10 protein-coding genes are annotated in these 13,030 nt (G+C 70.5%); 4 read left to right on the top strand and 6 right to left on the bottom strand.

Annotation, left to right across the window (positions count from 1 at the left end; all coding sequences use genetic code 11):
• The first annotated feature begins 18 nt into the window (after nucleotides 1–18).
• A complete protein-coding gene (locus tag AC07DO_RS05260; RefSeq protein WP_479057197.1) occupies nucleotides 19–819 on the top strand; it encodes a DsbA family protein in 801 nt (266 codons plus the stop codon).
• 82 nt (nucleotides 820–901) lie between these two features.
• The gene (locus tag AC07DO_RS05255) at nucleotides 902–2,560 is read left to right on the top strand and encodes an alkaline phosphatase D family protein (protein WP_479057195.1); all 1,659 of its coding nucleotides are present in this window, start codon (nucleotides 902–904) and stop codon (nucleotides 2,558–2,560) included.
• A gap of 16 nt (nucleotides 2,561–2,576) precedes the next feature.
• Here the strand turns inward: AC07DO_RS05255 and AC07DO_RS05250 are convergent, their stop codons facing one another.
• Entirely contained in the window at nucleotides 2,577–3,146 is a 570-nt protein-coding gene (locus AC07DO_RS05250; protein ID WP_150183625.1) for a dienelactone hydrolase family protein, read from the bottom strand.
• Nucleotides 3,147–3,189: 43 nt separating this feature from the next.
• Between AC07DO_RS05250 and AC07DO_RS05245 the strand changes: the two genes are divergently transcribed.
• The gene (locus tag AC07DO_RS05245) at nucleotides 3,190–4,287 is read left to right on the top strand and encodes a mechanosensitive ion channel family protein (RefSeq protein WP_479057192.1); all 1,098 of its coding nucleotides are present in this window, start codon (nucleotides 3,190–3,192) and stop codon (nucleotides 4,285–4,287) included.
• 43 nt (nucleotides 4,288–4,330) lie between these two features.
• Here the strand turns inward: AC07DO_RS05245 and AC07DO_RS05240 are convergent, their stop codons facing one another.
• From AC07DO_RS05240 to AC07DO_RS05220, 5 genes are all read right to left on the bottom strand, one after another.
• Nucleotides 4,331–5,917 carry a Na+/H+ antiporter gene (locus AC07DO_RS05240; RefSeq protein ID WP_479057191.1) on the bottom strand — a complete coding sequence of 529 codons (1,587 nt, stop codon included), beginning with the start codon at nucleotides 5,915–5,917 and terminating at the stop codon, nucleotides 4,331–4,333.
• Between the two features lie 83 nt (nucleotides 5,918–6,000).
• Nucleotides 6,001–6,468 (bottom strand): GNAT family N-acetyltransferase, encoded by a 468-nt coding sequence (locus AC07DO_RS05235; RefSeq protein ID WP_479057189.1) that lies wholly within the window; start codon nucleotides 6,466–6,468, stop codon nucleotides 6,001–6,003.
• Complete coding sequence (locus AC07DO_RS05230) at nucleotides 6,465–7,406, bottom strand: RluA family pseudouridine synthase (RefSeq protein WP_268770698.1); 942 nt, start codon at nucleotides 7,404–7,406, stop codon at nucleotides 6,465–6,467. Before AC07DO_RS05230 ends, AC07DO_RS05235 begins: the two co-directional genes overlap by 4 nt.
• 71 nt (nucleotides 7,407–7,477) lie before the next feature.
• Nucleotides 7,478–8,143 (bottom strand): signal peptidase II, encoded by a 666-nt coding sequence (lspA, locus tag AC07DO_RS05225; RefSeq protein WP_479057186.1) that lies wholly within the window; start codon nucleotides 8,141–8,143, stop codon nucleotides 7,478–7,480.
• A 78-nt stretch (nucleotides 8,144–8,221) separates the two neighbouring features.
• The gene (locus tag AC07DO_RS05220; RefSeq protein ID WP_479057184.1) at nucleotides 8,222–9,286 is read right to left on the bottom strand and encodes a TraR/DksA family transcriptional regulator; all 1,065 of its coding nucleotides are present in this window, start codon (nucleotides 9,284–9,286) and stop codon (nucleotides 8,222–8,224) included.
• 593 nt (nucleotides 9,287–9,879) lie between these two features.
• On the opposite strand from AC07DO_RS05220, the gene ileS reads away from it, so the two are divergent.
• Nucleotides 9,880–13,026 (top strand): isoleucine--tRNA ligase, encoded by a 3,147-nt coding sequence (gene ileS / locus AC07DO_RS05215; protein WP_479057182.1) that lies wholly within the window; start codon nucleotides 9,880–9,882, stop codon nucleotides 13,024–13,026.
• The last annotated feature ends 4 nt before the right edge of the window (nucleotides 13,027–13,030 follow it).

Here is a 13,030-nt window from a genome sequence, read left to right as displayed (position 1 = left end):
CACACGGAGAAAAAGATCATGAGCAAGCGCAACAGCCAGGCCGCCAAGTCCGCCGCCCGCGAGCGCATCCGCGCCCAGCAGGAGGCCGAGCGCAAGCGCGAGAAGCGCAAGCGGGCCGCCATCGTCGCCGGTGCGATCGTCGGCGTGCTCGCCATAGCCGGCGGCGTCGGTTACGCCGTCATGCAGTCCAACGCGCCCTCGAAGTGGGAGGAGGCCGCCGACGCCAAGGTGATCACCCCGGCGAACACCTCCGGCAAGGACGGCACCACGGTCACGATCGGCAAGTCCGACACGAAGAACACGGTCCACCTGTACGAGGACCCGCGCTGCCCCGGTTGCGCGGCCATGGAGCAGTCCATCGGCTCCGCGGTCGACAAGGGCATGAAGGACGGCGACTATAAGCTCTCCTTCACCATCGGCACGTTCCTCGACAACAACCTCCAGGGCGAGGGGTCGAAGAACGCCCTCAGCGCGCTCGGTGCCGCCCTGGACGTCAGCTCCGACGCGTTCCTGGAGTACAAGACCGCGCTGTACTCGGCGAAGTACCACCCCTCCGAGTCCACCGACGACTTCGCGAAGGACGAGTACCTGATCAAGGTGGCGAACACCGTGGACGCCCTCAAGAACAACAAGAAGTTCAAGAGCGCCGTCGAGAAGGGGACCTTCGACCCCTGGGCCCTCAAGATGAGCGACTCCTTCCAGTCGGCCGAGGGCGTGGAGTCCACCCCGACCGTCAAGATCAACGACAAGGCCATCGAGACGCCGAAGACCCCCGACGCCTGGAAGGCCGCCCTGAAGAAGGCGGGCGTCACGAAGTAGCGGGCTGATCATCCCGGCTGGGGGGGCGGACTTATCGGGTTCGCCCCCCTCGTGCGATTACCGCTCAGTATCGTGATCGCCCGTGACCAGTCGAAACGATCTTCAGTCGTCGCTCAACTCCCCGGCGCCCAGCCGCCGTACGGTCGTCAAGGCCGCGGCAGCCACCGCCGCCCTCGGTGCCCCTCTCGCCTCCATACCCGCCCACGCGGCCGAGAGACCCGCCTTCCACCACGGAGTCGCCTCGGGCGACCCACTGCCCGACGGCGTCCTGCTGTGGACCCGGGTGACGCCCACTCCGGATGCCGTGCCCGGCTCCGGCAAAGGCCCCGACACCGAGGTGAGCTGGGAGGTGGCCGAGGACAAGGGCTTCACCCGTGTCGTCGGCCGCGGCAGCACCACCGCGCGGGCGGAGTCGGACCACACCGTCAAGGCCGACGTAAGGGGCCTGCACCAGGCCACCACCTATTACTTCCGCTTCTCCGTAGGGGATGTGCACTCCCCCGTGGGCCGCACCCGCACCACCCCCGCGCACGACGCCTCCGCGCACGGTGTCCGCTTCGGAGTGGTGTCCTGCGCCAACTGGGAGGCCGGCCACTTCTCCCCCTACCGCCACCTCGCGGCCCGCACCGAACTCGACGCGGTCCTCCACCTCGGCGACTACCTCTACGAGTACCGGAGCGGCGAGTACCCCTCCGCCGAGTACGTCGTACGTCAGCACGAGCCGAAGCACGAGATCAGGACGCTGGCCGACTACCGCACCCGGCACGGCGTCCACAAGACCGACCCCGACGCGCAGGCGATGCACGCCACGCACCCCGTCATCGCGATCTGGGACGACCACGAGTTCGCCGACAACGCCTGGTCGGGCGGGGCCGTGAACCACTCGCCGGAGACCGAGGGCGACTGGGCGGACCGCATGGCGGCGGCCAAGCGCGCGTACTTCGAGTGGATGCCCGTGCGGCCCTCGACCGAGGGCACCGTCTACCGCCGGGTCCGCTTCGGCAAGTTGGCCGATCTGCACCTGCTCGACCTGCGGTCCTTCCGCTCCGAGCAGGCGGGGTTCGGCAGCGGCGAGGTCGACGACCCGGACCGGACGATCACCGGCCGTGCGCAGCTCGACTGGCTGAAGTCGGGCCTGGCCGCCTCGGACGCGGCCTGGAAGCTGGTCGGCACCTCGGTGATGATCACGCCGGTCGCCTTCGGCTCCCTGCCCGCCCATCTCCTGAAGCCCCTCGCGGAGTTGCTCGGCCTGCCCGGCGAGGGCCTGGCCATCAACACCGACCAGTGGGACGGCTACACGGACGACCGCAAGGAGCTCATCGCCCACCTGCGCGACAACAAGATCCGCAACACCGTCTTCCTGACCGGTGACATCCACATGGCCTGGGCGAACGACGTGCCGGTCAAGGCCGCCACGTATCCGCTGTCGGCGTCCGCCGCGACCGAGTTCGTCGTCACGTCGGTGAGCTCCGACAACATAGACGACATGCTCCACGTCGCACCGCACACCGTCTCCCTCGTGGCGGCGGGCGCCCTCAAGGCCGCCAACCGCCACGTGAAGTGGCTCGACATGGACTCGCACGGCTACGGCGTCCTCGACGTCACGGCCGAACGCTCGCAGATGGACTACTACGTCGTCTCGGACCGGACCGACCCGGCGGCCACCTCGTCCTGGGCCCGTTCGTACCGCACGCTCACCGGCACGCAGAAGGTCGAGCGCGTGCACGCCCCGGTCCGCTGACCGCCGGGAGCAAGCGCTAGAGGGTCTCCAGGAAGCCGAGCGCCGTGCGCCACGTCGCCTCCGTGGCCTCGGCGTCGTAGTCGTCGAGATCCGGGTCGGTGTAGAGGTGCCCGGCGCCCGCGTACCGGTAGATCTCCACGTCGGCGCCGGCCCGGCCCATCCGCAGGTACCAGGCGCTCAGCCAGTCGTCGGACTCGAACGGGTCGGGCTCGGCGACGTGCAGCTGCACCGGCAGCTCGTCCACGGAAGCGTTCTCCGCGAGGTCGGAGGTGCCGTGCAGGAGCAGCAGCCCGCGCGCCTTCTCGTCGCCGAGGGCGAGGGTCTGCGCGGTCGCGGCGCCGAGCGCGAAGCCCGCGTAGACGAGGCCCCGTTCCGAGTAGGGCGCGGCGGCGAGGATCGCGCGCTTCAGGATCTCGTCCTTGCCGAGCTCGTTCTGGAAGCTCCTGCCCTCCTCGACGCTGTCGAAGACGCGGCCCTCGAAGAGGTCGGGGGTCCACACCTCGTGCCCGGCGGCACGCAGCCGGTCCGCCGCCGCGTGCACCGCGGGCCGCAGACCGTACGTCGAATGGAAAAGCACGATGTTCATGGGGCCATCGTGCCATCCGGGCCGTACCCCTACCCTCGGAGGCATGGAGAACGTACTGCGTCCGTTGATCGTGGTCGGCGGCTCGGTCGTGCTCACGGTGGTCGTCGGCTATCTGGTCGACATACTGCTGCGCCGGGCCGACGAACGGCACCACGAGACCCCGCTGTGGGGGCTGCTGCGCCGCTGCCGCGTCCCCCTGCAAGTCGTCCTGTGCACCGCCATCCTGAGAGGCTCCTACGAACAGACGAAGATCGCCAAGGACCACTCGGCAGTCATCGGCCGCACGCTCACCCTCGTCCTCATCGGCTCCACCGCCTGGCTCGTCGTGCGGATCGCGGCAGCGATAGTCGAATCGTCGTACGCGCGCTACGCGGCCATGCACCGCGATCCGGCCCGCGTCCGCCGCGTCCGTACGCAGGTGACCCTCATCCAGCGGGTGGTCACCGCGATCGTCGGTGTCGTGGCCGTCGCCGCGATGCTCCTGACGTTCCCCGCCATGCAGGCCGCGGGCGCCTCGCTGCTCGCCTCCGCCGGCATCCTCGGCATCGTCGCCGGTGTCGCGGCACAGTCCACCCTCGGCAACCTCTTCGCGGGGCTGCAGATCGCCTTCGGCGACATGGTGCGGCTCGGCGACACGGTGGTCGTGGACGGCGAGTGGGGCACGATCGACGAGATCACGCTGACCTTCCTGACCGTCCGCACGTGGGACGAGCGCCGCATCACCATGCCCGTGTCGTACTTCACGTCGAAGCCGTTCGAGAACTGGTCGCGCGGCGGCGCCGAGATGACCGGCACGGTCTTCTTCCAGCTGGACCACTCGGCGCCCGTCGCGCTGATGCGCGACCGGCTCCACGACATCCTGCGCGACTGCGCGGCGTGGGACGGCAGGGACTGGGGCCTCGCGGTCACGGACACCACGCCGACGACGATCCAGGTCCGCGCCCTGGTCACCGCGAAGGACGCGGACGACATATGGACGGTCCGGGTCACGGTGCGCGAGCAGATGATCCGCTGGCTCACCGAGCACCACACCTACGCGCTGCCCCGGGTCACCACGGGCACCGCCGAGCCCGCGCCGAACGGCCACCGCCCGCACTTCGAGAGGTTCACGCCGGACGCGCCCCGGACGGGACGCGGCTGAGCAGGGAGGGGGCGCCCGCGGCCGGGCCGTGGGCGCCCCCTCGTCAGCGCAGGCTGCGTACGTCGAGATGGTGCAGGACCCGGTCGACGATCTCCGGATCGGCGCCGGGTTCGCTGCGCGCGGAGAGCACTTCGTGGCGGGCGGCGGACATCATCTCCCGCTGGATGCGCTGGACCGCCTTCCACCGGTCGACGCGCTTGGCGTACCGCTCGCGGCGCTCGTCGTCGACCAGGTCCGGACTGATCCGGGCCCCGATGTCGAACGCCCCGCGCTGCAACCGCTCGGTGACGTCCTCGGGGAGCTCCTCGACCTCCTCGATCTCCTTGAGGCGGCGCTTGGCCGCCTTGGCGGCGCGCAGGGCGAGCGTGCGCTCCAGCTCACGCTCCTTGTCGGCGTCGGCGCGCACCCCGAGCCTGCGCACCAGCCAGGGCAGGGTGAGCCCCTGCGCGATGAGGGTGGCCATGATCACGCAGAACGCGATGAAGATGATCTCTTCACGGGCCGGGAACGGACTGCCGTCCTCCGTCTTGAGGGGAATGGCCAGCGCCAGCGCCACCGACGCCACGCCGCGCATCCCCGACCACCACATGACGACGGTCTCGCGCCAGGTGGTCGGGATCTCCTCGTCGACGTCGCGCAGCTTGTGCAGCCGCTTGGCCAGCCAGGTCGCGGGCAGCAGCCAGAGCAGGCGTACGCCGACGACGACGGCGACGATCGCCGCGCCCCAGCCGAACATCTCCCACTGGTGGCCGCTCGCGATGCCGAAGACGTTGTGCAGCTCCAGGCCGATGAGGCCGAAGGCGATGCCGGTGACCAGGGTGTCGACGATCTGCCAGAACGTCTGCCCGGTGATCCGGCCGAGCACGTCGTCGGCGTCGACGGCGTTCTCCGCCAGGTAGAGCGCGGTGACGAGGACCGCGAGCACCCCGGATCCGTGCAGCTCCTCGGCGAGCACGTAGCTGACGAACGGCACGAGGAGGGTGAGGCCGGTCTGCAGGGTGGCGTCGCCGAGGATCCCCATGAGCTTGTTGGTGAGCCAGCCGAGCACGAGGCCGACCACGACGGCGACCACGGCCGACAGGACGAGGAGCCCCACCGCGGAGGGCCAGGAGAAGGAGCCGCTCACGGCCGCCGTGATCGCCACGTGGTAGAGCACGATGGCCGTGACGTCGTTGAAGAGCCCCTCGCCCTCCAGGATCGACACGAGCCTGCGCGGCAGCCCGAGCGACCCGGCGACCGCGGTCGCGGCGACGGGGTCGGGCGGCGCGACGAGCGCCCCCAGCGCCACGGCCGCCGCGATGGGCAGCCCCGGCACGAACGAGTTGGCGACCGCCGCGACCGCCGCGGTCGTCACGAAGACCAGGGCCACGGCGAGCAGCAGGATGGGGCGGATGTTGGCCGTGAACTGCCTCCAGGAGGTGCGCTGCACGGCCGCGTAGAGCAGCGGCGGGAGCACCAGCGGAAGGATGTAGTCCGGCGGGATCTCCACATTGGGTACGAACGGCAGCAGCGCCATGCCGATGCCGGCCAACGTCATCAGGACCGGCGCGGGCAGCCCGAGCCGGTCCCCCAGGGGCACGGTGACCACGGCACCGAGCAGCAAGATGAGCACCAGCGCCAGTTGATCCACGTGTGCACTCCGGCGGTCGAGACTTGGACGATCAAGACCTCAACCCTGCCACGCCGTCACCGTCAACCGGAGCAGCGCACTCGTCAGGTCAGTGACTTCCGCATCGCGCGGTGCGGAATGCCGGCGTCGGGGAACACCGGGCCGTACACCTCGTACCCGAGGCGTTCGTAGAAACCCAGGGCGTGCGTCTGCGCGTGCAGGTCGACCGCGCTCAGGCCACGCGCGCGTGCCGTGTCCTCGATGGCCCGGACCAGGGCGGCGCCCACGCCGAGTCCGCGCGCCGCCCGTGTCACCGCGAGCCTGCCGAGCGCGCCGACGGTGGTGTCCCCGCCGTTCTTGGCGGCCGCGGCGGATCCGGTCAGGAGCCGGCCGGTGCCCAGCGGAACGCCGTCCTCGCGGACGGCCAGGACGTGCACGGCCCGGGCGTCGTACTCGTCGTACTCCAGCTCTTCGGGGACCTGCTGCTCGGTCACGAAGACGTCCTTGCGGACGGCGAAGCAGGCCTCCACGTCGTCGGTGTGCTCGGCGACCCGGATCGTCACACCGGTCACGAGCTCTCCGCCCGGACGCGGTCCAGCGCCTTCTGGAGGTCCTCGGGATAGCCGCTCTCGTACTCCACCCACTGGCCGTCGCCCGGGTGCTCGAAGCCGAGCCGGACCGCGTGCAGCCACTGGCGGGTGAGGCCGAGGCGCTTGGCGAGGGTCGGGTCCGCGCCGTACGTCAGGTCGCCCACGCACGGGTGCCGGTGGGCCGACATGTGCACGCGGATCTGGTGCGTGCGGCCCGTCTCCAGCTTGATGTCGAGCAGGGAGGCGGCGCGGAAGGCCTCGATGAGGTCGTAGTGCGTCACGGAGGGCTTGCCCTCGGCGGTGACCGCCCACTTGTAGTCGTGGTTCGGGTGGCGGCCGATGGGGGCGTCGATGGTGCCGCTCATCGGGTCGGGATGGCCCTGGACCAGCGCGTTGTAGCGCTTGTCGACCGTGCGCTCCTTGAACTGGCGCTTCAGGGAGGTGTACGCACGCTCGGACTTGGCGACGACCATGAGACCGGAGGTGCCCACGTCCAGGCGGTGCACGATGCCCTGGCGCTCGGCGGCACCGGAGGTGGAGATCCGGTATCCGGCCGCCGCGAGGCCGCCGATCACGGTCGTGCCCGTCCAGCCGGGGCTGGGGTGCGCGGCCACGCCGACCGGCTTGACGATCACGACGATGTCGTCGTCGTCATGCACGATCTCCATGCCCTCGACGGGCTCGGCGACGATCTGCACCGGAGCGGGCGCCTGCGGCATCTCCACTTCCAGCCAGGCGCCGCCGTGCACCCTCTCGGACTTGCCGACCACCGAGCCGTCGACCGAGACCTTCCCCGCCGCGGCGAGCTCGGCGGCCTTCGTACGGGAGAACCCGAACATGCGCGAGATGGCGGCGTCGACGCGCTCGCCCTCCAGGCCGTCCGGCACGGGCAGGGTACGGATCTCGGGAATCGTGCTCACCCATTGAGTATGCAGGAGCGCACCGACACTCCCGCACCACAGGGTTCCCGCCGGGGCTGTGACACAGGCTCTCAGTCCTTGTGGACGGTGCCGTCCGGGTCCAGGCCGCGGAAGGAGAGCAGCACGATCAGGATGCCGCCGCAGACGATCGCCGAGTCCGCGAGGTTGAACACCGCGAAACCCTTCGGGGCGATGAAGTCGACGACCGCGCCCTCGAAGACGCCGGGCGCGCGGAAGAGGCGGTCGGTGAGGTTGCCCAGGGCGCCGCCGAGCAGCAGGCCGAGGGCGATCGCCCACGGCAGGCTGTACAGCTTGCGGGCGAGCCGCGCGATCACCACGATGACCGCCGCGGCGATACACGTGAAGATGATGGTGAAGGCCTCGCCGAAGCCGAAGGCCGCACCAGCGTTCCGGATCGCGGAGAGGCGGAGCCACTCGCCGACGAGTTCGATCGGCTCGTGGTGCTCCAGCTTGGCGACCACGATCATCTTGCTGATCAGGTCGAAGGCGTACGCAACGACGGCCACCGCGAAGAGCACGGCGATCTTGCGCTTGCCCTTGCCCGCGCTCCCGGCGTCGGCCTCGGGCACGCCTTCACCCTCGGCCTGGGGCTCGGCCCGCTGCCCGTCCTTCTCGGCCGCCGCCTTGCCCTCGGAGTCCGGACCGGACTGCTCCGGCCCGTCCCCGGCCGCTTCAGGGATGTCCGGCGTACCGATGATGCGCTCCGCCTCTGCCACGTGAGTCCCTCAACCTAGGTACCTGACTGGGGACGAGAGTACGGCACACACGTACGGTCCCCGGTGCCCAGGCCGTGCTCAGTAGCGGCGTTCCTGCTTCTGCTTGCACTCCACGCACAGGGTCGCGCGCGGGAAGGCCTGCATCCGCGCCTTGCCGATCGCGTTGCCGCAGTTCTCGCAGAGGCCGTACGTCCCCGCGTCGAGTCGCTCCAGGGCGCGCTCGGTCTGCAGGAGCATCTCGCGCGCGTTGGCGGCCAGCGCCATCTCGTGCTCCCGCGTGATGTTCTTCGTGCCCGTGTCCGCGTCGTCGTCGCCCGCCCCGTCTCCGGAGTCCCGCATCAGCCCCGCCAGGGCGTCCTCGGAGGCCGCGATCTCGCTGCCGAGGCGCAGCGCCTCGCTCTGCAGCTCCGTGCGGGCCTCGGTGACCTCTGCCGGGGTCCAGGGGTCCTCGCCGGGCCGGACCGCGAGCTCGCCGGGCTCCGCCGCGGCGGCGCGTGCCTTGGGCACGGCCGTCGGCTGCTTCGCTGCTGTCGCCGTGCCCGGAGTCTTCTTCGCAACCACCGTCGTGGCTCCCGTCGTCTCCGCGGCCTCAGCCGCACCGTCGGCCGCGGACGCGACCGTCTTCTTGGCCGTGCTCTTCTTGGCTGTGCTCTTGTGCGCGGCGCTCTTCTTGGCCGTACGTTTCTGCGCGCTGGTCTCTTGCCCGGTGCTCGCTTGCGCGGTGCCCTCTTGCCCGGCGCTCGCTTGCCCTGTGCTCTTGTGCGCGGTGCTCTTCTTCGCGGCCGACTTCTCCGCAGGCGCGTGCTCGCCGCCCCCGGCATCCGGAGCGCCCACCTCCGCACCGCCCGCCTCGCTGGCGGCCTTCTTGGCGGTGGCCTTCTTGGCCGCCGCCTTCTTGGCCGGTGCGTCGACAGCGGCGCCCTTGGAGGCCTCGGATTCGGCCGCCGTGGTCTTGGAGGCCGCGCGCTTGGAGGCCCCTCCCTTCGTCGCCCCGGCGGCCGGGGCGCTCGCCGCGGTCGACGACTTGGACGGCGCCTTCTTCGTCGCCGTCTTCTTGCCGCTCACATCCTTGGCCGTCCCCGCGGCCGCGCCTGTGGATCTGCCGGACGCCGACTGCTGTACGGCGGTCTTCTTCGCCACCATGGCCGCGGCCCCTTCACATATTGTGATCTTGCTCGCGAATCGTGCTGGGACGATAAATCGACTCCAGGCCCGCGGCAACGGGGCACGCCGCCCGATCCCCCCGCCCCACGGGTGCCGCGCGGCGAGTCTGCATGCGTTGTGCCCAACTCCCTGCCGGGTAATCCGCAGGACGGAACGCGCCCGGAACCGCTCGCCCCGCATGTCGCCATTCGGGTCAGTCACCGCCTCCTCCGCCGCCCGCCCCGCGGCTCCCGAAAAACCGGTCGGAGCCCCCTCCCCGCGCGCCGTACACTGGACGGCAGCGAGAAGCGTGGATGGGGACGAGTAGCGGCGCACGCAGCCATGAGCGACCCGGGGACGGTGCGAGCCCGGGGGCCGGCACGACGTGAAGATCACCCCGGAGCCGCCGGAAGAACGCCGGAGCACCCCAGCCGAGGCCAGTAGACCCGGTATCGCGACCCCAATGAGGGGGCTCACCGGTGCGAACCCCGCGCCGGAGGGCCAAGGAGGGTGGTACCGCGGGAGCGCGCCGCACCAGGCGCACACAGCTCTCGTCCCTCCGACGGAAGGCAGCACATCCGCCGGAGGACTCGTTGAATACGCCGCCGCAGTACCGTCAGGTGCCCGCCCAGGTCGACCTGCCCGCCCTCGAACACGCCGTGCTCGACTTCTGGCGCGAGCAGAAGATCTTCGCCCGCAGCCTCGAGCAGTCCGAGGGCCGCCCCGAGTGGGTGTTCTACGAAGGCCCGCCCACCGCCAACGGCATGCCGGGCGCCCACCACATCGAGGCCCGCGTCTTCAAGGACGTCTTCCCGCGCTTCCGCACCATGCGGGGCTACCACGTGGCCCGCAAGGCCGGCTGGGACTGCCACGGCCTCCCCGTGGAGCTCGCGGTCGAGAAGGAGCTCGGGTTCAACGGCAAGAAGGACATCGAGGCGTACGGCATCGCCGAGTTCAACGCCAAGTGCCGCGAGTCCGTGACCCGGCACACCGACGCCTTCGCCGAGCTCACGACCCGCATGGGGTACTGGGTCGACCTCGACGACGCGTACCGCACGATGAACCCCGAGTACGTCGACTCGGTCTGGTGGTCGCTGAAGGAGATCTTCAACAAGGACCTCCTCGTCCAGGACCACCGCGTCGCCCCCTGGTGCCCGCGCTGCGGCACCGGCCTCTCGGACCACGAGCTGGCGCAGGGCTACGAGACGGTCGTCGACCCGTCCGTCTACGTCCGTTTCCCCCTCACCTCCGGTCCCCTCGCGGGCGAAGCCGCCCTCCTGGTCTGGACGACGACCCCCTGGACCCTCGTCTCCAACACCGCCGTCGCCGCGCACCCCGACGTCACCTACGTCGTCGCGACGGACGGCAAGGAGAAGCTGGTCGTCGCCCAGCCGCTCGTCGAGAAGGCCCTCGGCGAGGGATGGGAGACCACCGGCGAGACCTTCACCGGCGCCGAGATGGAGCGCTGGAACTACCAACGTCCCTTCGGCCTCGTCGAGTTCCCGGCCCCGGCGCACTACGTCGTGAACGCCGAGTACGTGACGACGGAGGACGGCACCGGTCTCGTCCACCAGTCCCCCGCCTTCGGTGAGGACGACCTCAAGGTCTGCCGTGCGTACGGCCTGCCGGTCGTGAACCCGGTCCGCCCGGACGGCACCTTCGAGGAGGACGTCCCGCTCGTCGGCGGTGTCTTCTTCAAGAAGGCCGACGAAAGCCTGACCAAGGACCTCGACGACCGCGGCCTGCTCTTCAAGCACATCGCCTACGAGCACAGTTACCCGCACTGCTGGCGCTGCCACACGGCCCTGCTCTACTACGCGCAGCCGTCCTGGTACATCCGCACCACGGCCATCAAGGACCGCCTCCTCCAGGAGAACGAGAAGACCAACTGGTTCCCGGAGTCGGTCAAGCACGGCCGCTTCGGCGACTGGCTGACCAACAACGTCGACTGGGCGCTGTCCCGCAACCGCTACTGGGGCACCCCGCTGCCCATCTGGCGCTGCGAGGAGGACCACCTCACCTGTGTCGGCTCCCGCGCCGAGCTCTCCGACCTGACGGGCACCGACCAGTCGGACCTCGACCCGCACCGACCGTTCATCGACGCGGTCACCTTCGCCTGCCCGCAGGACGGCTGCGGAGCGACGGCCACGCGCGTGCCGGAGGTCATCGACGCCTGGTACGACTCGGGCTCGATGCCGTTCGCGCAGTGGGGCTACCCGCACAAGAACAAGGAGCTCTTCGAGAGCCGCTACCCCGCGCAGTTCATCTCGGAGGCCATCGACCAGACCCGCGGCTGGTTCTACACGCTGATGGCCGTCGGCACCCTGGTCTTCGACAAGTCGTCCTACGAGAACGTGGTCTGCCTCGGCCACATCCTCGCCGAGGACGGCCGCAAGATGTCCAAGCACCTGGGCAACACCCTGGACCCGGTCCCGCTCATGGACCAGCACGGCGCCGACGCGGTCCGCTGGTTCATGGCGGCAGGCGGCTCCCCCTGGGCGGCCCGCCGCGTGGGCCACGGCACCATCCAGGAAGTCGTCCGCAAGACCCTCCTCACGTACTGGAACACGGTCGCCTTCCAGGCGCTCTACGCCCGTACGTCGAAGTGGGCCCCCAGCGACGCCGACCCGGCGCCCGCCGACCGCCCGCTCCTGGACCGCTGGCTGCTCAGCGAGCTGCACGCGCTCACCGACCAGGTCACCCAGGCCCTGGAGAGCTACGACACCCAGCGTGCGGGCAAGCTCCTGTCCGTCTTCGTCGACAACCTCTCGAACTGGTACGTGCGCCGCTCCCGCCGCCGCTTCTGGCAGGGCGACAAAGCGGCGCTGCGCACCCTGCACGAGGTCGTCGAGACGGTCACACGCCTGCTGGCCCCGCTGACGCCGTTCATCACCGAGCGCGTCTGGCAGGACCTGATCGTGCCCGTGACGCCGGACGCCCCGGAGTCGGTGCACCTCTCCACCTGGCCGGAGGCGGACCTCTCCGCCATCGACCCGGACCTGTCCCAGCAGATGGTTCTCGTACGCCGTCTCGTCGAGCTCGGCCGGGCCACGCGCGCGGAGTCGGGCGTCAAGACCCGCCAGCCGCTGTCCCGCGCACTGATCGCGGCGACGGGCTTCGAGTCCCTCAACCCGGAGCTGCACGCCCAGATCACCGAGGAGCTCAACGTCTCCTCGCTGGCATCGCTCTCCGAAGTCGGCGGTTCACTGGTCGACACCACGGCCAAGGCGAACTTCCGTGCGCTCGGCAAGCGGTTCGGCAAGGGCGTCCAGGCGGTCGCCAAGGCCGTCGCCGAGACGGACGCCGCCGCCCTGTCCCTCGCCCTGCGCGAGGGCACGGCCTCCGTCGAGGTCGACGGCGAGACGGTGACGCTGGCCCCGGACGAGGTCATCATCACGGAGACCCCGCGCGAGGGCTGGTCGGTGGCGTCCGAGTCCGGAGCCACGGTCGCCCTGGACCTGGAGATCACCGAGGAGCTGCGCCGGGCAGGACTGGCCCGTGACGCGATCCGCCTGATCCAGGAGGCCCGCAAGAACAGCGGCCTGGACGTCGCGGACCGGATCGCCCTGCGCTGGACCTCGGCGGACGAGGCCGTGGCCACCGCCCTCGCCGAGCACGCCGGGCTGATCGCGGACGAGGTCCTCGCGACCGACTTCTCGGAGGGTGAGGCGGACGACACGTTCGGACAGCCGTTCACGGACGACTCCCTGAAGCTGACGTTCCGCCTCCGCAAGGCGTAAGCGA

Source organism: Streptomyces sp. NPDC045678 (assembly GCF_056432085.1).
The sequence above is the reverse complement of the archived record's forward strand: the minus strand, read 5'-3'. Positions and strand labels throughout refer to the sequence as shown.